At 73.1% G+C, this 21889-nt stretch carries 18 protein-coding genes; 8 read left to right on the top strand and 10 right to left on the bottom strand.

The genetic code is table 11. From position 1 onward, the window contains the following. Positions 1 to 157 precede the first annotated feature (157 nt). Positions 158 to 820, top strand: a complete 663-nt coding sequence (locus ACTIE5_RS20625; protein ID WP_439551603.1) for a tyrosine-protein phosphatase — start codon at positions 158 to 160, stop codon at positions 818 to 820. A 132-nt stretch (positions 821 to 952) separates the two neighbouring features. Further along, positions 953 to 1480, top strand: a complete 528-nt coding sequence (pal, locus tag ACTIE5_RS20630) for a peptidoglycan-associated lipoprotein Pal (protein WP_439551604.1) — start codon at positions 953 to 955, stop codon at positions 1478 to 1480. Between the two features lie 85 nt (positions 1481 to 1565). Here pal and ACTIE5_RS20635 read toward each other — a convergent pair whose 3' ends face one another. The 6 genes from ACTIE5_RS20635 to ACTIE5_RS20660 form a co-directional block, all read right to left on the bottom strand. Next, the gene (locus ACTIE5_RS20635) at positions 1566 to 2252 is read right to left on the bottom strand and encodes a CatB-related O-acetyltransferase (RefSeq protein ID WP_439551605.1); all 687 of its coding nucleotides are present in this window, start codon (positions 2250 to 2252) and stop codon (positions 1566 to 1568) included. After that, positions 2249 to 4039, bottom strand: a complete 1791-nt coding sequence (locus ACTIE5_RS20640; RefSeq protein ID WP_439551606.1) for an ABC transporter ATP-binding protein — start codon at positions 4037 to 4039, stop codon at positions 2249 to 2251. Before ACTIE5_RS20640 ends, ACTIE5_RS20635 begins: the two co-directional genes overlap by 4 nt. A gap of 77 nt (positions 4040 to 4116) precedes the next feature. Further along, a complete protein-coding gene (locus ACTIE5_RS20645; protein WP_439551607.1) occupies positions 4117 to 5373 on the bottom strand; it encodes a CCA tRNA nucleotidyltransferase in 1257 nt (418 codons plus the stop codon). Then, entirely contained in the window at positions 5370 to 5627 is a 258-nt protein-coding gene (locus ACTIE5_RS20650) for a hypothetical protein (RefSeq protein ID WP_439551608.1), read from the bottom strand. The genes ACTIE5_RS20645 and ACTIE5_RS20650 overlap by 4 nt, the downstream gene beginning before the upstream one ends. 230 nt (positions 5628 to 5857) lie before the next feature. Next, positions 5858 to 6499, bottom strand: a complete 642-nt coding sequence (locus ACTIE5_RS20655) for a CoA pyrophosphatase (protein ID WP_439551609.1) — start codon at positions 6497 to 6499, stop codon at positions 5858 to 5860. Continuing rightward, positions 6496 to 7158 (bottom strand): DUF1285 domain-containing protein, encoded by a 663-nt coding sequence (locus ACTIE5_RS20660; RefSeq protein WP_439551610.1) that lies wholly within the window; start codon positions 7156 to 7158, stop codon positions 6496 to 6498. The genes ACTIE5_RS20655 and ACTIE5_RS20660 overlap by 4 nt, the downstream gene beginning before the upstream one ends. 204 nt (positions 7159 to 7362) lie before the next feature. Here ACTIE5_RS20660 and ACTIE5_RS20665 point away from each other — a divergent pair, with 204 nt between their 5' ends. The 6 genes from ACTIE5_RS20665 (at position 7363) to ACTIE5_RS20690 (ending at position 15384) form a co-directional block, all read left to right on the top strand. After that, positions 7363 to 8367, top strand: coding sequence for an AAA family ATPase (locus tag ACTIE5_RS20665; protein ID WP_439551611.1), 1005 nt, complete (start codon positions 7363 to 7365; stop codon positions 8365 to 8367). Next, a complete protein-coding gene (locus ACTIE5_RS20670; RefSeq protein ID WP_439551612.1) occupies positions 8360 to 9238 on the top strand; it encodes a DUF58 domain-containing protein in 879 nt (292 codons plus the stop codon). The genes ACTIE5_RS20665 and ACTIE5_RS20670 overlap by 8 nt, the downstream gene beginning before the upstream one ends. A gap of 121 nt (positions 9239 to 9359) precedes the next feature. Next, the gene (locus ACTIE5_RS20675) at positions 9360 to 12095 is read left to right on the top strand and encodes a DUF4159 domain-containing protein (RefSeq protein ID WP_439551613.1); all 2736 of its coding nucleotides are present in this window, start codon (positions 9360 to 9362) and stop codon (positions 12093 to 12095) included. Between the two features lie 31 nt (positions 12096 to 12126). Continuing rightward, positions 12127 to 14280: a hypothetical protein gene (locus ACTIE5_RS20680; protein ID WP_439551614.1), complete on the top strand. Its 2154-nt coding sequence runs from the start codon at positions 12127 to 12129 to the stop codon at positions 14278 to 14280. A 31-nt stretch (positions 14281 to 14311) separates the two neighbouring features. Then, on the top strand, positions 14312 to 14680 hold the full coding sequence (locus ACTIE5_RS20685) for a hypothetical protein (protein ID WP_439551615.1): 369 nt from the start codon (positions 14312 to 14314) through the stop codon (positions 14678 to 14680). A 44-nt stretch (positions 14681 to 14724) separates the two neighbouring features. Next, positions 14725 to 15384, top strand: coding sequence for an ankyrin repeat domain-containing protein (locus ACTIE5_RS20690; protein WP_439551616.1), 660 nt, complete (start codon positions 14725 to 14727; stop codon positions 15382 to 15384). Positions 15385 to 15394: 10 nt separating this feature from the next. Here ACTIE5_RS20690 and ACTIE5_RS20695 read toward each other — a convergent pair whose 3' ends face one another. From ACTIE5_RS20695 to ACTIE5_RS20710, 4 genes are all read right to left on the bottom strand, one after another. Continuing rightward, complete coding sequence (locus ACTIE5_RS20695) at positions 15395 to 17515, bottom strand: ATP-binding response regulator (protein WP_439551617.1); 2121 nt, start codon at positions 17513 to 17515, stop codon at positions 15395 to 15397. Between the two features lie 245 nt (positions 17516 to 17760). Beyond that, positions 17761 to 18729, bottom strand: coding sequence for a Bug family tripartite tricarboxylate transporter substrate binding protein (locus tag ACTIE5_RS20700; RefSeq protein ID WP_439551618.1), 969 nt, complete (start codon positions 18727 to 18729; stop codon positions 17761 to 17763). A gap of 8 nt (positions 18730 to 18737) precedes the next feature. Then, a complete protein-coding gene (locus tag ACTIE5_RS20705) occupies positions 18738 to 19706 on the bottom strand; it encodes a Bug family tripartite tricarboxylate transporter substrate binding protein (protein ID WP_439551619.1) in 969 nt (322 codons plus the stop codon). Positions 19707 to 19782: 76 nt separating this feature from the next. Further along, a complete protein-coding gene (locus tag ACTIE5_RS20710; RefSeq protein ID WP_439551620.1) occupies positions 19783 to 21765 on the bottom strand; it encodes an acetyl/propionyl/methylcrotonyl-CoA carboxylase subunit alpha in 1983 nt (660 codons plus the stop codon). Positions 21766 to 21889 lie beyond the last annotated feature (124 nt).

The raw sequence follows: 21889 nt of genomic DNA on the forward strand, positions 1-21889 counted from the left end.
GGGGGGGGGCCCCCCGGGCGGGGGGTGCTGGGGGGGGCGCCCCCCTGCTGGGAGGGTCGGTGCAGGGGGGCGGCGCCCCCCTGCTGGGCAGGTCGGTGCAGGGGGGGGCGGCGCCCCGCTGCTGGCCATCAGCACGCCGAGCCGCCATATCCCACCCGTGGACCTCTCCTCCCCCGCCGGCCGGCAGCGCGCCTGGCTCAACTCCCTCCTCGTGGACCACGCGGTCCTGCGCATCTCCTGGCGCAATTGGGGGGAGGTCGCGCGCGGCCGCCTCTACCGCTCCAACCACCCCCTCCCCTGGCAATTGGCGACGGCGCAGCGGCGATTCGGGCTGAAATCGGTCCTGAACCTGCGCGGCCACCGGCAGGATTGCGGGTCGGACGCGCTGGGCCGGGCCAGGGCGGGCGAACTCGGCCTGATCCATGCCGATGCGCCCTTCGAAAGCCGCGGCGCCCCCCACAAGGACCGCATCCTGCGGCTGGCGGAACTGCTGCCCACCCTGCCCGAACCCCTGCTCATCCACTGCAAGTCGGGCGCCGACCGCACCGGCCTGGTCGCCGGCATCTGGCTCATCCTGAATGGGCATAAGGTGGAAGAAGCACTGGGCCAGTTGCACTGGCGCTTCGGCCACATCGCCGCCAGCCGCACCGGCATCCTCGACGCCTTCTTCCGGGACTACGCCGCCCACCAGGCCACCCACGGCCCGAAACCCTTTCTCGACTGGCTGCGGGATGACTATGACGAGGCCGATCTCCGCGCCCGCTTCCGGTCGAAGGCCTGGGCGGACCGGCTGGTGGATGGGGTGCTGAAGCGCGAATAGGCTTGCGGTCGGCCGGGCCAAGGAATATAGTCCTTTCGTCCTGGCGGCCGCGCGGAATGACCCGCCGCACCCCTTGAAGCGCCCCTCGCGCTCTGGGATCACAGGGAAACGCCACACGCGGAGTTGCCCACCATGAAGCTCGCCTCCCTCGCCGTGCTCGGCCTGGCCCTCGGCCTCGCCGCCTGTTCGTCCAGCTCGGACACCGATGCGGCCGCGGCCGGCCGCGGTGGCGCGGGCGGGGCGGGTGGCGCGGGCGGCATCGGGCAGTCGCCGCTGGGCGGCCCCGGCAGCGGCAATTTCCGCCCGGGTTCGCAGGAGGAACTGGCCGGCAGCATCGGGGACCGCGTTCTGTTCGCCACCGATTCGGTGCAGGTGGGCGCCGACCAGCGCCCCATCCTGTCCCGCCAGGCGGAGTGGATGAACCGCCACCGCCAGGTTCAGGTGACGGTGGAGGGCCATGCCGACGAACGCGGCACGCGCGAATACAATTTGGCGCTCGGCCAGCGCCGCGCCAATGCGGCGCGGGACCTGCTGGTGGCCAATGGCGTGGCCAGCACGCGGATCCAGACCATCTCCTACGGCAAGGACCGACCGGTCGAGCTCGGCTCCAACCAGGCGGCCTGGGCGCAGAACCGCCGCGCGGTGACGGTGGTCAGGTAGACCTTTGCCTGATTCATCGGAGAAAACACCGCTGAATCGGTGCTAAAAGGACTAAAAGGGCTAAACGCCCTTAGCGACTAAAATGTCACGGCTGGCGCGCGGCGAAGTCTTCCAGCGCCGCGACGCCGCCCTTCACCAGCAGCGGGATGGCGCGGGCGACCCGCGCCACCGGCCAGTCCCACCAGCCGATCGCCACCAGCCGCGCGGCCTCCTCCTCGCTGTAGCGGCGCCGCACCACCCGCGCCGGATTGCCCGCCACCACGGCGTAGTCCGGCACGTCGGAGGCCACGACGGATCGCGCGCCGATCACCGCGCCATGGCCGATTCGCACGCCGGGCATCACCAGCGCCTCCAGCCCGATCCACACATCATGGCCCACCACCGTGTCCCGCCCGGGCTTGAAGGGGTAGTCGGCGAAGGGCAGCGCGCCCAGGAAGCCGCCGCCCAGGATGCCGAAGGGGTAGGTGGAGGGCCCCTCCATCGCATGCATCGCGTCGGGGAACATGAAGCGCACCGCCGTCGCGATGGCGCCGAAGCGCCCGATCCGGAGCCGGGCGCCGGAGGCCCCGAAATTGTAGAGCAGGTTGCGCCGGAAGAAGTCCCGGGCGTGCAGCGGGTCGTCGTAATAGGTGAAGGCGCCCACTTCGACGTTGCGGATCTCCGCCAAGCTGTCGAGCAGCGGCTTCAGGAAGACGATGCGCGGCTTGTTGGGGATGGGATGGATCGCATCCGGGTCCGGCAGCGCCTCCGCCTCGGCCTTCGACCGCGTCATGCGGAGAAGGCCTGGGTTCGCACAAGCCGGGCATAGAGCCCGTCCTGAGCCATCAACTCGGCATGGGTTCCCTGTTCCACGGCGCGCCCCGCCTCCATCACCACGATCAGGTCGGCGTCCCGCACGGTGGACAGGCGATGCGCGATCACCAGCGTGGTGCGCCCGGCGCGGAGGCGTTCCAGCGCCTGCTGCACCAGCGCCTCGTTCTCCGCATCCAGCGCGCTCGTCGCCTCATCCAGCAGCAGGACGCGGGGATTACGGAGCAGCGCGCGGGCCAGGCTGACGCGCTGCCGCTGCCCGCCGGACAGCCGCCCACCGCCGGTGCCGAGCTGGGTCTGGTACCCCTGTGGCAGCGATGCGAGGAAATCATGCGCCGCGGCGGCGCGGGCCGCCTCCTCCACCTCGGCCACGGTGGCGCCCGGCCGGCCGCAGGCGATGTTGGCGAAGGCGGTGTCGTCGAACAGCACGGCGTCCTGGCCGACATAGGCGATGGCGTCGCGCAGGCTTGCCATCGTCACGCCGCGGATATCGGCGCCATCGATGCGGATCGCGCCCTCCGTCACCTCATAGAGCCGCGGCACCAGCGCCAGCGCGGTGGATTTGCCCGCGCCCGAGGGCCCGACCAGCGCCACGGTGCGCCCGGGTGCGGCGGTGAAGTTCAGCCCCCGCAGCGCGGCATCGGGCACGCCCTCATAGGCGAAGCCCACGCCCTCGAACGCCACGCTGCCCTCGCCCGGCGGCAGAGCCTTGGCATCGGCGGCATCGAGGATGCGCGGACGCTCATCCACACTCGCGAAGGTGCGGGACAGGCCGGCGAGCCCTTCCTGCAAGGCCGCGTTCAGGCTGCCCAAAGCGCGGGCCGGCCGGGCGGCGATGAGCAGCGCGGCCACGAAGCCCGTGAAGTCGCCGATGGTGCCAAGCCCCGTCGAGACCCGCCAGCCGACAAAGCCCAGCACCAGCGCGACCGCGAAGCCGCCCAGTGCCTCCAGCACCGGGTCCAGCCTGGCGCGGGTGCGCTGGATGGCGAGCTGGCTGTCCCGCAACCGCAGGAAGGCGGCCTCCGCGCGCGCTTCCTCCTGCGCCTCCAGCCGGTAGCTGCGCACCACGCGGGCGGCGCCGAAGCTTTCCACCAGCAGCGACGCGGTCTCCCCCACCCGGTCCTGCATGCCGGCCGAGGCGCGGCGGATGCGCTTGCCGATGCGCAGGATCGGCACGATGGCGATGGGATAGAGAAGGGAGGCCAGCAGCGCCATCTTCCAATCCATCCACAGCATGGACCCCACCAGCCCCACCACCGTCAGCACATCCGCGATGCCGCTGATGGCCTTGGACAGGGCCTCCCGGATCAGCGCCGCATCGGTGGTGAAGCGCGCGGCGTGGCGGGCCGGGGCATCCCGCGCCACGGCGGAAAGATCGGCGCGCGTCAGCGCGCGGAACAGGTCGCGCTGCAGATCCGTGATGACGCTCAGCACCACCTTCTGCATGGCGACGGACTGGCCATACATGGTCAGCGCCCGGGCCAGGGTGACGGCGATGATCACGGGCGGGAGCGCCCAGACGACGCGGGGATCGCCCTCCGCGAACAGGTTGAAGGCCTGCTGGATGATCAGCGGATAGAGCGCCGTCGTCCCCGCCACGCCCAGCGTGCAGGCGATGGCGATCGCCACCCCGCCGGGATAGCGGCGGATGTAGTCGCGCCAGAGGCGCCGGACGAGCGGCAGGGAGGCAGCATCGAAGGCAGGTCGGGCCATGCGCGCCGTGTAGTCCAAGCGCGCGTCGAGGGCCATGTCGGCGCGCCCGTCAAGACTTGCATCCCAGACTGGCCGATGCTAGTTCTTCATTCGTTCCGGTGAGGCCCAGGGAGTCAGGACCCCGGGTTTTTCCTTCCCGGGGCGGTGGGCCCGTCCGCCGCCCCGGACCCTTCCAGCAGGGCCGAGAACCGCGCCAGGCAGGCCGCCCGGTCCGCGAGGCACCCGCCCTCGATCCACCAGCCCCGCACCGCCTTCATCGCCTGCCCGATCCGCGCATCCGGCCGATGGCCGAGGTCCAGCGCATCCTGCCCCCGCAGCGGGAAGACCGGCACGGGCATCGCCCCGAGTCGCGCGCGCAGCCCCGGCCAATCCCCCGATTCGCCACGCGACTCCGCCACCCAGGTCGCATCCGTGAGCCGCGCGAGGGGGACATCCGCCAGCAGGCGGCGCAGGGCGGCATCATCCAGCAAGCCCCGCACGCGGCCGGTCGCGCGCGCCGCCGCATATTGCCCCGCCTCATCCCGCGACCAGCGGAGCCGGGATGGCAGGCGCTGGTCCGCGGCGCCTTCCGGCACCAGCACCGCCAGGCGCAGCACCGGGTCCCGCGGCAGGCCGCGCGCCAGGCCGGCGGCGAGCGTGGCGGGCGAGGCGCCCTCCGGCAGCGCGGCGGCGCGGATGCCGGTTTCCTCCATCAGCAGCAGCGCGCCGACGGGGTCCGCGGCCTCCAGCAACCGCTTGAGTTCCATCCATATGCGCTCGACCGCGATGCGCCGGGCCAGGCCCTCCACCGCACCGCGAATCGCCGCCACGGCTTCCGCATCCGGCTCCCCGCGCCCATACCGCGCCCAGAAGCGGAAGAAGCGGAGCGCGCGGAGATAGTCTTCCGCCAGGCGCGTCGCGGCATCGCCGACGAAGCGCACCCGCCCCGCCGCCAAATCCGCCCGGCCGCCGAAGTAATCCCAGAGCCGCCCTTCGCCGTCGCAGGACATGGCGTTGATGGTGAAGTCCCGCCGCGCGGCATCCTCCGCCCAGTCGGTGGTCCAGGCGACCTCCGCATGGCGGCCATCGGTCGCGACATCGCGGCGCAGCGCCGTCACCTCCACCGGCTGCCCGGCCAGCACGGCGGTGACGGTGCCATGGGCGAGCCCGGTCTCGAACACCTTGAGGCCCGCCGCCTTCAGCCGTTCGGCGATGGCCTCCGGCGGCAGGGGGGCGGCGACATCCACGTCATGCACCGCGACGCCCGCCAGCGCATCCCGCACGCAGCCGCCGACGGCCCGGCTGCCCGGCAGGGCGGCCAGCACGGCGGCGGGGGCGGGTTCCGCCAGGAAGCCGGGCGGCGGGATGCGGCCATGCGGCGCGTCGGTCACCGGCGCGGCTCCCCATGGCCGGGGGTAATGGTGCCGTCCGGGGACAGGGTGGCGGGGACATAGGCCTCGCCACGCCCCATCGCGCCTTCCTTGCCGAACCAGATCGCCGCCCCGATGCCGATCGCCGCACCCAGCGCCAGCGCCAGCACCAGGCCCGGCGAGGGCCCGGTGGCGGCGCGCGGCCGCAGCCTGCGCCAGGCCAGGAACAGGCCCAGCGGCAGCAGCATCAGCAGGATGTCGGCGACCGCCATCATGACCGGATCATTCCTAAAGGCGTTGCCGATGGCGGCGAGAGGAAGCGTCTCTTCGACCCAGTCCCGGCGCCGATCCTAGCCTTCCCGGCACGACCTGGAAGGTGCCCGATGCCGATGAAGCCGCTCCCGCCCGCCCTCGCCCGGACCCTCGCCGCCGCGCAATGGCCGCAGGCCCGCGCCCATGTGCTGACCGCGGGCTTCATCCCGTGGCGGAACCTGCGGCGCCCGCCTCAGCCCCTCAGCACCCGCGCCAGGCCCATCAGCATGGCCGCGGTGGCGCCCCAGATCAGGTGGGTGTCATGGGGCCAGACCCAGTAGTCCCGCATCTTCCCGCGCACCTCCCGCGATTTCAGCGCCGGCGCGGCGGGATCGAGCACGGTGGCGAGGGGCAGTTCGAAGATCGCCTGCACCTCCCCGGGTTCCGGTGACAGGGACAGCGGCGGGTCGAGGAAGGCGACCACGGGCGTGACGCGATAGCCCGTGCCCGTCAGGTGTTCCGGCAGCGATCCCACGATCCGCGGCAGGCGGGGGTCGAGGCCCACCTCCTCCGCCGCCTCCCGCAGCGCCGCGGCCTCCGCCGTCTCCCCCGCCTCGATCCGCCCGCCGGGGAAGGCGACCTGGCCGGCATGGGAGGAGAGGCGGTCGGAGCGCAAGGTCAGCAGGATGCCCGGCCCATGGTCGTGCCAGACGATCGGGATCAGCACGGCGGCGGCCACCGGGCCATTGGGGCGGATGACGAAGATGTCCCGCTCCGCGAAGGTGCTGTCCCGGCCGCGTTCCAGCGCGGCGGGATCGGCGAGGCGGGCGGCGATCTCCTCCCGGCTCGGCAGGCTCGGGAGGGTGACGAGAGCCTGGCCAGGCTTGGCGGTCACTCCGCCGCCTGGTCGTAGGTATCGTCCTCGTCGTCCTGCTGCGCGGTGGGCGCATCGTCGATCGGGAAGAAGACGCCTTCCGACCACACGCCGATCACGGCGCGGCCTTCCACCGTCTCCGGCTGCGCCAGGGCCACCAATTCGTAGAAGACGGCGCGGTTGATCCGCGCCTCCAGCCCCGGGCGGACGGTGATGTAGGGGCGGGGTTCGCGGGATACCGGGTCGATGGTCACGCGAATCGGATGCTCGGCATCCGCGGTCACCATCTCATCGAGGTTGGTGCGGAAGGTCAGGCATTGCCGGGGCTCGGCCGCGGCGGCGCCGAGGGGGGCGAAGGGGTCGGCGCAGGTGCGCCACCACATTTCCACCGCCACGAAGGGCGCGTCATCCACCTCGATCCGGCCGCGCTCCACCGGCGTTTCCAGCCAGTAGCTGCCATCCTCCTCCCGCTTCAGGACGGAGGCGAAGAGGCAGACCAGCTCCTTCCGCCCGATCGGGCTGCCCCGGTAGAACCAGGTCCCGTCCTTGGCGATCCGCATGGAGAAATCGCCGCAGTTTTGCTTGAGGCGGGGCATGGCCATGGGCCGTGCCTGTCGCTCCGTCGCCTGCACGCTTTTCAGCGCCCCGTTGGGCACCCCGTCACGTCGCGCTTCGTTCATCACAGCTTCCGCACCCCGTGACCTGACCCGTCACATTGGGGGCCTCTCGGCCCCTGGCTCCCCAGCCACACCCGTATCGACCCCCTCCGCCCCCCGCCGGCATCGAAGCGTGACGCTTTGATGCACTGCGATGTGGCGCCGGGGATGGGCGAGGTGGATACTCGCCCCATATCGAACGCACCGCATATAGGGAGCCTGACCCGCATGGTGGAAGTGGCCGACGCCGCGGAGGCGGAATCTCTCATCCGGGAGGCCGAATCCCTCGCCGACCGCCTGGGCCGGGTCCGGGAAGGGGTCGGGCGCGTCATCTTCGGGCAGGAAACGGTGGTGGAGCGCACGCTCATCACCCTGCTGTCGGGCGGGCATGTGCTGCTTGTGGGCGTCCCCGGCCTCGGCAAGACCAAGCTGGTGGAGACGCTGGGCACGGTGCTTGGCCTTGATGCCCGCCGGGTGCAGTTCACGCCGGACCTCATGCCGTCGGACATATTGGGGTCCGAGGTGCTGGAGGAGGATGCGCATGGGCGCCGCCACTTCCGCTTCATCAAGGGCCCGATCTTCTGCCAGCTGCTGATGGCCGATGAGATCAACCGCGCCAGCCCCCGCACCCAATCCGCCCTTCTCCAGGCGATGCAGGAGCACAAGGTGGCGATCGCGGGGGAGGTCCATCCCCTGCCCGCTCCCTTCCATGTGCTCGCCACCCAGAACCCGATCGAGCAGGAGGGCACCTACCCCCTGCCCGAAGCGCAGCTCGACCGCTTCCTGCTGGAGATCGATGTCGGCTACCCCGACCTCGCCGCCGAACGCGCCATGCTGCTGGCGACGACCGGCGCGAAGGAGGCGAAGCCGGTGCCGGCGATGACGGGCAGCGAGCTTGCCGCCGCCCAGCACCTCATCCGCCGCCTGCCGGTGGGGGAACAGGTGCTGGAGGCCATCCTGAAGCTGGTCCGCAGCGCCCGGCCCGAGACGACGGAGATCGAGCAGATCCGCCAGCACCTGGCCTATGGCCCCGGCCCCCGCGCCGCCCAGGCGCTGATGCTGGCGACGCGGGCGCGGGCGGTGTTGCAGGGCAGGCTTTCCCCCAGCATCGATGACGTGATCGCGCTGGCCGAGCCCGTTCTTCGGCATCGCATGGCGCTGAATTTCTCGGCGCGGGCGGATGGGGTGAAGCTGCCGGAAGTGCTCGATGTGCTGAAGGCGCAGCTTGGCTAGCCCGCCCCCCCCGGCTTCCAGCGCCCGCCTGACGATACCCTGGGCGGAACAGCTTGGCGCGCGCCTGCCGCCGCTGCTGGTGGAGGCCGAGCGGGTGGCGGCGACGGTGATGCCCGGCATCCATGGCCGCCGCCGCGCCGGGCCGGGTGAGGCCTTCTGGCAGTTCCGCCCCTATGTCGCCGGCGACCAGGCCAGCCGGATCGATTGGCGCCAGTCCGGCAAGTCCGATCGCCTGTTCATCCGGGAGACGGAGTGGGAGGCCGCGCAGACGGTCGCGCTGTGGCGCGCCGCGGATGCCGGCATGGCCTGGCGCAGCGGGCCGGAGGTGCCGCCCAAGCAGTTGCGCGCCGACCTGTTGCTGCTGGCGCTGTCGGCGCTACTGCTGCGGGGTGGGGAGAGGGTGCGCCTGTTCGGCCTGCCCCGCCCCTTCGCCGGCCGGGGCGCGCTGCCGCAGATCGCGGATTCCATGGCCTCCCTGGCGCCGGTGCCGGAGGACCCCCGCATAGCCCGCCATGCCCGTGCCGTGCTGTTCGGCGATTTCTGGGGGAAGCTGGAGGAGACGCGCCGCGCGGTCGGCGCGCTTTCCGCCCAGGGTGTGCGCGGCCATCTGCTGCAGGTGATCGATCCGGCGGAGGAGACGCTGCCCTATGCCGGGCGCATCCGGTTCGAGGAAGTGGCCGCGGGCCTGGCCGCCGCGCTGGTGCCGCGGGTGGAATCGGTGCGGGCGCTCTATCTGGAACGGCTGACGCGCCACCGCGCGGGCCTGGCCGCCATCGCCGCCGCCGCCGGCTGGAGTTTCGCGACGCACCGCACCGACCAGCCGCCGGAGGCCGCGCTGCTGGCCCTGCACCAGGCGCTGGCGCCGCAATGAAGGTTTTCACTGACGATGGTCCAGGGGGGTCTCCCCCCCCCGTCTTCCCCTTTGGGCGGATGGGGTCCGGGGAAGGCAGCGCCCTCCCCGGGTCGCTCCTTTGCTGGACGGGCACCACCCCATGCTGACGCTCGGCCCCATCGCCTTCGCCGCGCCCTGGCTGCTCACGGCGCTCGCGCTGCTGCCCATTCTCTGGTGGCTGCTGCGGGTCACGCCGCCGGCGCCGAGGCGGCAATCCTTCCCGGCGCTGCGCCTGTTGCAGGAATTGCCGGCGCCGGAGGAGACGCCTTCCCGCACCCCCTGGTGGCTGCTGGCGCTGCGGCTGGCCGCGGCGGCGTTGATCATCCTGGGTCTCGCGCGTCCGGTGTGGAATGCGACGGCGGGCGAGGGGGGCGAGGGCCCGCTGCTGGTTGCCATCGATGATGGCTGGGCCGCGGCCGCGGATTGGCCGGACCGTCTGGCCGCCGCCGAATCCGTTCTGGATGCCGCCGCCCGCACCGGCCGCCGGACCGCCCTGCTGCTGACGGCGCCGCCCGCCGTGCCCGAGGCCCCGCGCATCACCGGCCTGATGCCGGCGGAGGAATTGCGCTCGCGCCTCGCCGCCCTGCGCCCCAAGCCCTGGGCGCCGGACCGGCCCGGCGCGCGGGAGGCCCTGGCCGCCTGGCGCGCGCAGCATGCCGGCCCCTTCGCCACCTTCTACGTCGCAGACGGCGTGGAGCATGAGGCCGGCGAGGCCCGCGGCTTCGGCGCCCTGGCCGAGGCCCTGGCCGCCGGCGGCACGCTGACCCTGGCGCGGTCCGACGGCCGCCCGACGCGGGTGCTGCCGCCGCCGCGCGGCGAGGCAGACCGCCTGGTGCTGACGGTCCGCACGACGCCGCTGCCCATCGCCTCGGAAGCCGTGGTGCTGGCCCGGACGGGGGATGGCCGGACGCTGGACCGCGCCGTGGTGCCGATCCCGGCCGGGGCGACGGAGGCCGAGGCCGCCATGCCGCTGCCGCTGGAGATCCGCAACCAGGTGGTGCGGCTCGACCTCGATGGCATCACGGGCGCCAATGCCACGGTGCTGCTGGATGAACGTTTTCGCCGGAGGCCCGTCGGCCTGATCTCGGGCGGGGAGGAAGCGGCGGCGGATGTGCCGCTGATCGGTGAGCTGTTCTACCTCGACCGCGCCTTGGCCCCGCATGCGGAGCTGCGCCGCGGCAATGTGGAGGCGCTGCTGGCGCGGCGGCTTTCGGTGCTGGTGCTGGCCGACCGGCCCATCACGGAGGGGCGGGAGCGGGACCAGCTGACGCGCTGGATCGAGGCCGGCGGCACGCTGCTGCGCTTCGCCGGGCCGCGGCTGGCGGAGGCGCCGGACACGCTGATGCCGGTGCCGCTGCGGGCGGGCGAACGGCAATTGGGCGGCGCCCTGTCCTGGGAACGGCCGCAGACGCTGGCCGCCTTCCCGGAGGGCTCGCCCTTCCAGGGGCTGATGCCGCCGCCGGAAGTGACGGTGGAACGCCAGGTGCTGGCGGAACCCTCCGCGCGCCTCACCGGCCATACCTGGGCGCGGCTGGCGGATGGCACGCCGCTGGTGACCTGGGACAACAGGGGAGCGGGGCGGATCGTGATGTTCCACGTCACCGCCAATGCCGAATGGTCCAACCTGCCGCTGTCGGGGTTGTTCGTGGAGATGATGAAGCGCCTGGTCGCCCTCTCCGCCGGGGTTGGCGGCGCCGATGGGGAAGCCCCCCTGCCGCCCTTCGAGACGCTGGACGGCTTCGGCCGGCTCGGCCCGCCCCAGCCCGGCGCGCAGCCCATTCCGCCCGCGCGGATCGAGAGCGAGGCGCCGTCGCCGCGCCACCCACCGGGCTGGTACGGCAGCGGCGCGGGGGGAGAGGCCGCGCATCGCCGCGCGCTGAACCTGGGCGCGGGCGTGCCGGCGCCGCGGGTGGTGACGGGCATTCCGAGTGGCACGGCCACGACGATCATCGGCGGCGTGCCGGCGGAACGGGACCTCGGCCCCTGGCTGCTGGCGGCGGCGATGCTGCTGCTGGTGGTGGACATGATCCTGTCCCTGCTGCTGCGCGGGCTGGTCGGGCGCGGGCGCAGCCGGGCGATGGCCGGGGCGGTGCTGCTCGGCGTTATGCTCGGCGGGCCGGCGATGGCGCAGGACGGCAATGCGGCGCTGGCCACGCGGCTCGGCTACGTCGTCACCGGCGATGCGGCGGTGGATGAGGTGAGCCGCGCGGGGCTGGTCGGGCTGTCGGATTTCGTCAACCGGCGGACGGCGGCCGCGCTGGCGGACCCGCTGCCGGTCACGCCGGGGCGCGACGATTTGGCCTTCTTCCCGCTGCTGTACTGGCCCGTGCTGGGCGATGCCACCGCGCCGAGCGCCGCCGCCGCCGCCGCGCTGAACGGCTTCATGCGCAATGGCGGCATCATCCTGTTCGACACGCGGGATGAGGGATCGGGCGAGGGATTCTCCCCGGGTTCGCGCGCGGCGCTCCGGCGGATCACGCGGGATCTCTCGGTCCCGCCGCTGGCGCCGGTGGCGGAGGATCATGTGCTGCGGCGCGCCTTCTACCTGCTGCAGGACCTGCCCGGCCGCTTCACCGGGGGCAGCGTCTGGGTGGCGCGGGAACAGGACAGGGCGAATGACAGCGTCAGCCCCGTCATCATCGGGGGGCATGACTGGGCCTCCGCCTGGGCGATCGATGCGCGGGGCAACAATCCCTACGCCGTCATCCCCGGCGGCGCGCGGCAGAGGACCCTGGCCTACCGCTTCGGCACGAACCTCGTGATGTACGCGCTGACCGGCAACTACAAGGGCGACCAGGTGCATGTGCCGGCCATCCTGGAAAGGCTGGGGAATTGAAGCGGTACGGGCCGGGTAAGGGGACCACCCCATGAAGCAGGCGCTGGCTGGCATCGATTTCGCGCCCGTCATCCCGCTATGGCTGCTGGCCGCGCTGGCGGGGCTCGCGCTGGTGGCGCTGCTGCCGGGGCTGCTGCGCGTGGTGCGGAACAGCGCGGGCGCGGCAAGCTGGGCGCCGGCACCGGGCATCTGGCTACGCGCCCTGGCCTTCGCCGCGCTCGTGCTGGCACTCGCCAATCCCCGCCTGGTGGAGGAGACGCGGGAGACGCGGCCCGACATCGCTTTGCTGGTGGTGGACCGCAGCGACAGCGCCGTGCTGGGCCCGCGGGAGGCGCAGATCACCGCGGCGCGGGAGGCGATCGAGGCCCGCGCGCGTCGCCTGCCGGAACTGGAACTCCGCACGGTGGAGGTGCCGGAGGGCGGCAACCAGGGCACGCGGCTGTTCGGCGCCATGGAACGCGCGCTGGCCGACATCCCCCGCGCCAGGCTGGCCGGCGTGATGGCGCTGACGGATGGCCAGGTGCATGACATCCCGGCCGCCCCCGCGCTGGACGCCCCCTTTCATCTGCTGCTGCCGGGACGGCCCGGGGAGGTCGATCGCCGCATCCGCGTGGTGGAGGCGCCGGGCTTCGGCATCGTCGGCCGGCCGGTCGAACTGCGTGTGGTGGTGGAGGACCAGGGCGCGCCGCCCGGTGGCGCCGCCCGCCTGACCATCCGGCGCGATGGGCAGCCACCGCGTGTCGAATCCGTCGCCGTCGGGCGCGAACACCGCATCGCGGTCCCGATCGAGCGCGGCGGGCCGACCGTGGTGGAGATCACCGCCGAAACCCGGCCCGGGGAGGTCAGCGAGATCAACAACCGCGCCGTCGTCTCCATCAACGGGGTGCGGGACCGGCTGCGGGTGCTGCTCGTCTCCGGCGAGCCCCATGCGGGGCAGCGGACCTGGCGGCGGCTGCTGAAGGCCGATCCGAATGTCGACCTGGTGCACTTCACCATTCTCCGCCCGCCGGAGAAGGACGACCTCACGCCGCTGCACGAGCTGGCGCTGATCGCCTTCCCGGTGCGGGAGCTGTTCCAGGTCAAGCTGCGGGAATTCGACCTGATCGTCTTCGACCGCTTCGCCAATCGCGGCCTGCTGCCGCCGGTCTATCTGCGCAACATCGCGGATTACGTGCGCGGCGGCGGGGCGCTGCTGATGTCCGTCGGGCCTGAATTCGCGGGGCCGACGAGCCTCGCTTCCACGCCGCTCGGCCAGATCCTGCCCGCCCGCCCGCCCACCGGCGCGGGTGCGGCGCAGGCCGCGCTGCTCGAACAGCCCTTCAGGCCGATGGTGACGGAGACCGGCGCGCGGCATCCCGTGACCGAAGGGCTGCCCGGCGCCAATGTGCTGGGCGCCGGCCTGGCGGACGCCACCTGGGGCCGCTGGTACCGCGCCATGCGGGCCGATGCGCGGGCCGGCAGCACCGTGATGGAAGGCCCGAACGGCACGCCGCTGATGGTGCTGGACCGGGTCGGCGAGGGGCGCGTCGCCCTGATGCTGTCCGATCACATCTGGCTGTGGTCCCGCGGCCATGATGGCGGCGGGCCGCAGCAGGAACTGCTCCGCCGCATCGCGCACTGGACGATGAAGGAGCCGGAGCTGGAGGAGGAGGATTTGACGGCGCGGATCGACCAGGGCCACCTGACGATCGTCCGCCGCAGCCTGGAAGCCGGCCCGCCGCCCGAGATCACCATCACCGCCCCCGATGGCAGCATCACCCGCCGCGCCCCCGAAGCACGGGGCGGTGGCCGCGCGGTGGTGGAGATGGCGGCCCTCCAGGCCGGCGTCTGGCAGGCCGCCGATGGCCGCCGCACCGCCTTCGCCGCGGCCGAAGCCCCGAACCCGATGGAGGTCGCGGACCTCCGCGCCGAGGACACCCGGCTGCGCCCGCTGGCGGAGGCGACGGGCGGCGCGGTGCGCTGGCTCGGCGCCGATGCGCAGCCTCTGGTGCCGGAACTCCGCCGCGTGGCGCTGGGGCGGGACCAGCATGGCGGGGCTTCCCCCGGCCCCGGCTGGATCGGGTTGCGCCGCAACGCCGACCATACCGTGACCGGCATCACCGCCCTGCCCCTGCTGCCGCCATGGCTGGCCCTGCCGCTGGTGCTGGGCCTGGCGCTGGTGGCCTGGCGGCGGGAGGGGCGGTGACGTTGCACGGGCGGCACCCTACATCCCGGGCATGATCCGGAAAGCCGCCCTCGGAGCCCTCCTCCTGCTCGGTGCCTGCGCGCAGGGGCCGACGCTGCAACAGCGCCTGTCGGTCTTCATGGGCCAGGGTGAGGGCGACCTCGTCGCCGCCCTCGGCGTGCCGGTGCGCATCCATGAGGCCGAGGGACGGCGCTTCCTGCAATTCGAGCAGCGCCGGACCGTGGCCGTGGCCTCGCCCGCCCCCATTCCCTATTTCGGGCCCTCCTACGGCCGATTCGGACCGCGCTTGGGCGCCTGGCCGCAGCCGCCGGGCTATGCGGTCATCGGCTGCGACATCACCTTCGAATTGCAGGACGGCCGGGTGCAGGGCTTTTCCACCCGCGGCGAGGGCTGCCGGTGAGCGGGCCCTTCCTCGCCCCGGGGGAAGTGCGTAGGTTGGGGCCCATGCGACGCAACACCCGCCTGTCCGCCCTGCTGATCCCGTCCCTGCTGGCCAGCGGCGCCTTCATGGCCATGCCGCCGGCTGCCGCGCAGGAGATGATCCGGCCGCCACCGGCCGCCAACACCCAGCAGGCCCCCGCACCCGCCCTGCCGGGCCTCGCGGCACGCCGGCCGGTGGCGCCGATCCCGGGCGATCCCTCCGTCAGCCTCTCCCCCAATGCCGCGCTTTTCGATGCGGTGGCGCGGGGCGATATCGCCGCGGCGCGGGATGCGGTGGCGCGCGGGGCGGATGTGGATTCGCGGAATGCGCTGGGGCTGACGGCGCTGGATGCCGCGGTGGACCAGGGGCGCAACGACATCGCCTTCTACCTGCTTTCCGCCCGCGACGTGACACGCAGCGGCACCCAGGCCCCCTCCCCGGCCGCCGCTGGCCGCCCCGGCGCCGCGCCGCCCGCGGCCCCGCGCCCGGTCCGGCAGGCGGCCCCGCTCAACACGCCGCCGGCCGCGGCGGCAGTGGCGCAGGCGCGCTCGGCCACGCTATGGGCCGGGAACGGCGGCGCGCCGCAGCCGGAGATCGGCTTCCTCGGCTTCGATGCCGGCCGCCCCGCCGGCGCCACACCCCCGGCCGAGGCCGCGCCCATCCGCCGCACGCCGCGTGGCTGACCGCAGCCGGTCAGTCGTTCCCGGCTGACCGCACGCCACGGCGGTCTTCCGCCGTCTCGCCGTTGCGCGCCGTGGGGTGTGGATCGGCCGCCCTGCCGCGCAACGCATCGATCAGGCCCAGCAGGCGGCGCGTCTCGAAGGGCTTGCGCAGCACGGCATCGAAGCCGGCGGCGCGGCAGGCGGGCTCCACCTCCTCCGGCTGTTCGGCCGTCAGCGCGATCAGCGGCACGCGGCCCTGTTCGCCGGGCAGGGTGCGCAGCGCGGCGGCGACGCCGAAGCCATCGAGCCCCGGCATGTGCAGGTCCAGCACCGCCAGGTCGAAGGTCGCGCCATGCAGCGCGGCCAGCGCCGCGGGTCCGTCTTCCGTCGCCGTCACGGCATGGCCGGCGCGTTCCAGCACCGCCGTCAGCAGCAGGCGGCTCGCGGCCACATCCTCCGCCACCAGGATGCGCAGCCCGGCGTCATGCGCGGGGGCCAGCGGCGCGGCGCCGGGGCGGAAGGGCACCCAGAAGACGAAGCGGCTCCCCTCCCCCTGCCTGCTCTCCGCACCGATGGCGCCGCCCATCGCCTCCACCAGCCGCCGGCAGATGGCGAGGCCGAGGCCACTGCCGCCGAAGCGCCGCGCGGTATCGGCGCGTTCCTGGCGGAAACGGTCGAAGATCCGGGGCAGGGCCTCCGGCGCGATGCCGATGCCGGTATCGACCACGGCCACCTCGATCCGTTCCGGCCTGGCGGTCAGCCGGGCGGAGACCACGATCTCCCCCCGCTCCGTGAACTTGATGGCGTTGCTGATGAGGTTGGTCGTGATCTGGCGCAGCCGCATCGGGTCGCCCCGCATCCAGCGCGGCAGGCCGGGGTCCAGCTGCACCCGCAGGCCGAGCCCCTTCTGCTGGGCGACGCTGCGCATCAGCCCGGCGCAATCCTCCAGCAGCTGCGCGATCTCGATATCCGCTTCTTCCAGCTCCACCGCGCCTTCGTCCAGCCGGGCAAAGTCCAGCACATCCCCGATCAGCGCCAGCAGCGCCTGGCCGGCGCGGCGCTGCTGCTCCACCCATGACTTGGCGGTGGGCGGCAGGTCGGCCTTGGCCAGCAGGTCCGTGTAGCCAAGCAGGCCGGTCAGCGGCGCGCGCAATTCATGGCTGACGGTCGCCAGCATGTCGGTGCGGCGGCGGTCCTGCTCCGCGGCGCGGGCCAGGGCTTCGGCCTGGCTGCGGTTGCGGATCGCCTCCTGCCCCCGGTGGCGGGAGGCGATGCGGGCGACAACACCGATGCCGGCCAGCACCGCGGCGGCGCCGGTGGCCAGGACCAGCCAGCCCAGCACGGTGGCGGCGAAGGTGTCGGGCGTGGCGGCGGTCACCAGCGTCCAGCGCGAATCGCCGACCGGCATGGCATAGGCCGTGAGGGAGCCCAGCGAGAGAATCTGGCGGGGCTGCGCCAGGGCCGGGCGCAGATCCTCCGGCGCCGCGGCACCGCTGGCCGCGCGGGCGATCATCCGCCCTTCCGCATCCAGCAGGATCGCCGACCAGCCCCGCGGCATGTCCGCCTGGTCCAGCACCCGCGCATAGGCCGAGGCCTCCAGCGCCGCCATCAGGGAGAAGCGCACCGAGCCTTCGACGCGCACGGGCACCCGCAGCGCCACGAAGCCGTCCAGCAGGCCGCTCGGCAAGGCACGCCCGGTGCGCAGCACGCTGGCGACCGAGGCCGGGTCACGCAGCGGCGGCAGGACCGCTTCCGCGGGGTAGCGGAGGTTCAGCAGCTGTCTTTCGCCATCCGTCAGGACGAGGGTGAACCAGGCCGCGTCGCGCGCCATGACGCGCTGCGCTTCCGCCCGGAAGACGGCGAGATCCCCGGCGGCCAGGCCCGCGGAGCCGGCCAGCGCCTCCAGCACCCGGATGCCGCCGCGCAATTCGGCCTCCACCGCCACGGAAAGCGCGGTGGCGGCGCGCTGCAAATCGGCGCGCCGGTCGGCCTCCCGCTCCGCCCCCAGCGCCAGCGCCAGCATCAGCCCGAAGGCGGCCAGGGGAGCGAGGGCGAGGAAGGGGGCGAGAAGGGTCAGCCGGGACAGCAGGCGGCGGGAGAACCAGGACCCGCTGTCATCGGGAGGGCGCGATGGCGTGACGATTTCTGGCACGCTGGCGCTGCACCTTCTGCTGGGGGTCGCGACGGCAGTGCCCCCGGCACCCGACCCAGGCCCCCGATTACAGCATCGGAGGGGGTGTCGTCATCCTGGCACTCTACCGGAAGGCGCAAAACACCCGGGATGCGCAACCACGCAAGACAACAGGCCACGGATGGGAAAGGACATTTTCCATCCTGCGGCGGCGCAAGGCGGGAATCACATGGTCGTTACGCGCGCGCGGCCCAGCCTTCCGCCCATCATTCCAGCCGGACATCGGCGGCGCGGATGACGTCGCGCCACTTCGGCGGCTCCGCCGCCAGGAAGCGGCCGAATTCGGCGGGGGTGTTGCCCACCGTCTCGAAGCCCAGCGTCGCGATGCGGGACGCCACCTCGGGCCGCTTCAGGGCGGTGGCGAAGACATCATGCAGCCGGGCGATGATCGGCGCCGGCGTGCCCGCCGGGGCCAGCAAGCCGTACCAGGCTTCCACGCTGATGGCGGGGCCGCCGGATTCGGCCATGGTCGGGACCTCCGGGAAGGCACCGAAGCGCCGCGGCGTGGTGACGGCCAGCGCCTTCAGGCTGCCGGCGCGGACATGCTGGATGGATTGCGGGCTGTCGAAGAACACCGCCGTGTCGCCGCGCATGACGGATTGCGTGGCATCCGGCGTCTGGCGGTAGGTGACGTTGGTCATCTGGATGCCGGCCTCCCGCAGGAACATCTCGGTCGCCAGATGGGGGACGGTGCCGTTGCCGGCGGTGGCGTAGTTCAGCGCGCCCGGGCGGCGCTTCGCCTCCGCCACCAAATCGCCGATGGTCGCGAAGGGCAGGCGCGGATTGGTCACGACCAGCAGCGGGCCCGTGGTGAGCATCGAGATGGGCGCGAAGGCGGTGGCGGGGTCGTAGCCGAGGTCCCGGTAGAGGAACTGGTTGATTACCAGGGGGGAGGAGGCGTTGAGCGCCAGGGTGTAGCCATCCGGCGCCGCCTGGGCGACGATCCGGCTGCCGAGGTTGCCGCCGGCGCCGGCCCGGTTCTCGATCACCAAAGGCTGGCCGAGCGCGGCGCCGACGGGTTCCGCCAGCAGCCGCGCCACCACATCGGTGGGCCCGCCGGCGCCGAAGGGCACCACCACGCGGATCGGGCGCTCCGGCCAGTTTCCCTGGGCGCGGGCGATCCCGGGCAGGGTGAGCAGGCCGGCAAGGGCCGGCAGGTGGCGGCGGGTCAGCATGGGCGGGCTCATTCCGGCTGGATGCGGGCGGCGGCGACGAGGGCCTGGTTGCGCGGGATCTCGGCCGCGATGTGGCGGGCGAAGGCGTCGGGCGATTCCGCCAGCGGCGTCAGGCCGAGATCGGCCATGCGGGCATTCACCGCGGGCTCCATCGCCGCCTGGTTCACCTGGGCGTTCACGCGGGCGACGATGTCCGCCGCCAGGCCCTTCGGCCCCCAGATGCCGGTCCAGCCATCCAGCACCATGTCGGCGAAGCCGGCCTCCACCATGGTCGGCACCTCAGGCAGCACCCGCTGCCGTACGGCGGAGAGCACGCCATAGGCGCGCAGCCGCCCGTCCCGGATCAGCGGCATGGAGGGGCCAAGCGGCGCGATGAACAGGCTGACGGCACCGGAGACGAGGTCGTTCATCGCCGGGCCCGTGCCGCGGTAGCTGACGAAGGTCGTCGTCACGTTCAGCTTCTGCCAGATCGCCGCGGTGGCGAGTTGGCCGACGGAGCCGAGCGAGGAGCCGGCGAAGGAGAAGCCATCGGGCCTGGTGCGGATGGCCGTCAACAGCTGGTCCAGGCTGCGCGGCGCCAGCGCGGTGCCGCCGACGATCACATAGGGGATGGCGACGGTGCGCGCGATCGGCGTGAAATCCGCCTGCAGGTCGAAGGGCACGTTGCGCTGCACGAAGGGCAGCACGGTCAGCACCTCATTCGAATAGAGGAAGGTGGTGCCGTCCGCCGCGCTGCGGGCCACCGTATCCGCGCCCACCGCGCCATTGGCGCCGGAGCGGTTCTCGATCACCCAGCTCTGGCCCAGCAGTTCCGCCGCGCGGGGGGCGATCAGCCGCGCGGTCAGGTCCGTCGTGCCGCCGGGGGGATAGGGCACGACGATGCGGGTGCTGCGCGCGGATTGCGCGGAGGCGGCGCGGGACAGGGCGGGCGTGGCGAGCGCGGCCAGCGCCAGGCGGCGCGTGATGCGGATGGTCATGGACGTCCCCTCCCCGCCGCGTGGACCGCGGCGGAATTGCTTCAGTGCCTAAGCATCGGGGCGCGGGAGGTTCCGGTCAAGCGGGAGGATCGGGTTCGACAACGACCAGTTCGGCGCCGTCCTCCACCAAATCGCCCACCTGGCAGCGCAGTGCCTGCACGGTGCCGGGGATGGGGGCGGTGATGCGCATCTGCACCTTCATCGCCTCCATCACCAGCAGCACGGCGCCGCGCGGGACACGATCCCCCGGCGCGGCCAGCACCTGCAGGATGCGCCCGGGCATGGGGGCCAGGATGCGGCCGCCGCCGGCCTGTTCCTCGCCCGAGGGGGCGCGGGGGTCGAGGAAGCGGAGGTCATGCGTGGCGCCATCCAGCACCACCATCAGCAGGTCGCCATCCCGCGCCACGGTGGCGCGGATGGCGCGGCCATCGAGAGTGAAGGACGCCACATCGCCATCCCAGCGGAGGCCGGCCAGGGCGGCGCTGCCATCGGCGAAGTCGATGCGCGTCCCGGGATGCAGGCGGAGCATCACCACCGCCTCGCCGTCCGACAGAAGAAGATCCTGGTAGCCATCGCCGTTGAGGCGCCAGGCATTGGCCGCACCCCAGGGGGAATGGGGGTCCGCTTCGTCCCGCGCCTCCGCATCCCGCAGCAGGCGGAGCACGGCGGCGGCCAGGGCGGCGCGGGGGGCGGGGGTGGCTTCGGGCAGCAGGGTGGCGGCGTGGCGGGCGATGAAGCCGGTGTCGAGATCGGCCGCCGCGAAGGCCGGATGCGCGGCGATGGCGCGCAGCAGCGGCAGGTTGCTGCGGATGCCGGCGACGGCGGCCGATTCCAGCGAGCGGGACAGGCGGCGGAGCGCGGTGGCGCGGTCCGGCCCGCTGGCGATGATCTTGGCCAGCATCGGGTCGTAGTGGATGGGCACGGCATCGCCCTGGCGCACGCCGGAATCGATGCGGATGCCCGGCAGGTGGTCCGGCAGGCGCAGGTGCCGGAGCGTGCCGATGGAGGGGGCGAAATCCCGCGTCGGGTCCTCGGCGTAGAGGCGGACCTCGATGGCGTGGCCGTGGAGCGGGATGTCGGCCTGGGACAGGGGGAGCGGTTCTCCCATGGCGACGCGGAGTTGCCATTCGACCAGGTCCTGGCCGGTGATCGCCTCCGTCACGGGGTGTTCGACCTGGAGGCGGGTGTTCATCTCCATGAAGGCGAAGGTGTCGCCTTCGGATATGAATTCGACGGTGCCGGCGCCGACATAGCCGATGGCGCGGGCGGCATCGCAGGCGGCCTTTCCCATGGCGGCGCGGCGTTCGGCGGTCATGCCCGGGGCGGGGGCTTCCTCCACCACCTTCTGGTGGCGGCGCTGGATGGAGCAGTCGCGTTCATGCAGGTGGACGACGTGGCCGTGGCTGTCGGCGAAGACCTGGATCTCGATGTGGCGCGGCTTTGTCAGGTACCGTTCGAGCAGCAGGCGGTCATCGCCGAAGGCGGCACGGGCCTCGCCCCGGGCCAGGGAGAGGGCTTCGTCCAGGGCGGCGGCGTCCGGCGCCACCTTCATGCCCTTGCCGCCGCCGCCGGCGCTGGCCTTGACCAGGATGGGGAAGCCGATGCGCGCGGCCTCGGCGCGCAGGGTTTCGTCCGACTGGTCCGCCCCGTGATAGCCGGGGACGAGGGGGACGCCGGCCTTGTCCATGAGCGCCTTGGCGGCGGCCTTGCTGCCCATGGCGCGGATCGCGGCGGGGGGCGGGCCGACGAAGACCAGGCCCGCTTCGGCGCAGGCTTCGGCGAAATCCGCGTTTTCCGAGAGGAAGCCGTAGCCGGGGTGGATGGCTTCCGCGCCCGTCGCGCGGGCGGCGGCGATCAGGGCGGGGATGGAGAGGTAGCTTTCCCGTGCCGGGGCGGGGCCGAGGCGGATGGCGGCATCGGCGAGGGCGACGTGCATCGCCTGCGCATCGGCGTCGCTGAAGACGGCGATGGTGCGGAGCCCCATGGCGCGGGCGGTACGGATGATGCGGCAGGCGATCTCGCCGCGGTTCGCGATGAGGAGGGTGGTGAAGGTGGTCATGGGGAAGGCCCTGCCTTCCCCATACCCCATCCGCCAGGGGGGAGACCCCCCTGGACCATCGTCAATTGCCGACGGTCCAGGGGCGGTTCGCCCCTGGCAGGGGGTGAAGGGGGACGGCGTCCCC

This window comes from Falsiroseomonas sp. (assembly GCF_051859025.1).
Classification (GTDB): Bacteria; Pseudomonadota; Alphaproteobacteria; order Acetobacterales; family Acetobacteraceae; genus Falsiroseomonas.

Coding starts and splice junctions, on each gene's coding strand:
- pal (WP_439551604.1), top strand. CDS start 953: ATGAAGCTCGCCTCCCTCGCCGTGCTCGGCCTGGCCCTCGGCCTCGCC.
- ACTIE5_RS20635 (WP_439551605.1), bottom strand. CDS start 2,252: ATGACGCGGTCGAAGGCCGAGGCGGAGGCGCTGCCGGACCCGGATGCG.
- ACTIE5_RS20640 (WP_439551606.1), bottom strand. CDS start 4,039: ATGGCCCTCGACGCGCGCTTGGACTACACGGCGCGCATGGCCCGACCT.
- ACTIE5_RS20650 (WP_439551608.1), bottom strand. CDS start 5,627: ATGATGGCGGTCGCCGACATCCTGCTGATGCTGCTGCCGCTGGGCCTG.
- ACTIE5_RS20660 (WP_439551610.1), bottom strand. CDS start 7,158: ATGAACGAAGCGCGACGTGACGGGGTGCCCAACGGGGCGCTGAAAAGC.
- ACTIE5_RS20665 (WP_439551611.1), top strand. CDS start 7,363: ATGGTGGAAGTGGCCGACGCCGCGGAGGCGGAATCTCTCATCCGGGAG.
- ACTIE5_RS20675 (WP_439551613.1), top strand. CDS start 9,360: ATGCTGACGCTCGGCCCCATCGCCTTCGCCGCGCCCTGGCTGCTCACG.
- ACTIE5_RS20680 (WP_439551614.1), top strand. CDS start 12,127: ATGAAGCAGGCGCTGGCTGGCATCGATTTCGCGCCCGTCATCCCGCTA.
- ACTIE5_RS20685 (WP_439551615.1), top strand. CDS start 14,312: ATGATCCGGAAAGCCGCCCTCGGAGCCCTCCTCCTGCTCGGTGCCTGC.
- ACTIE5_RS20690 (WP_439551616.1), top strand. CDS start 14,725: ATGCGACGCAACACCCGCCTGTCCGCCCTGCTGATCCCGTCCCTGCTG.
- ACTIE5_RS20700 (WP_439551618.1), bottom strand. CDS start 18,729: ATGCTGACCCGCCGCCACCTGCCGGCCCTTGCCGGCCTGCTCACCCTG.
- ACTIE5_RS20705 (WP_439551619.1), bottom strand. CDS start 19,706: ATGACCATCCGCATCACGCGCCGCCTGGCGCTGGCCGCGCTCGCCACG.
- ACTIE5_RS20710 (WP_439551620.1), bottom strand. CDS start 21,765: ATGACCACCTTCACCACCCTCCTCATCGCGAACCGCGGCGAGATCGCC.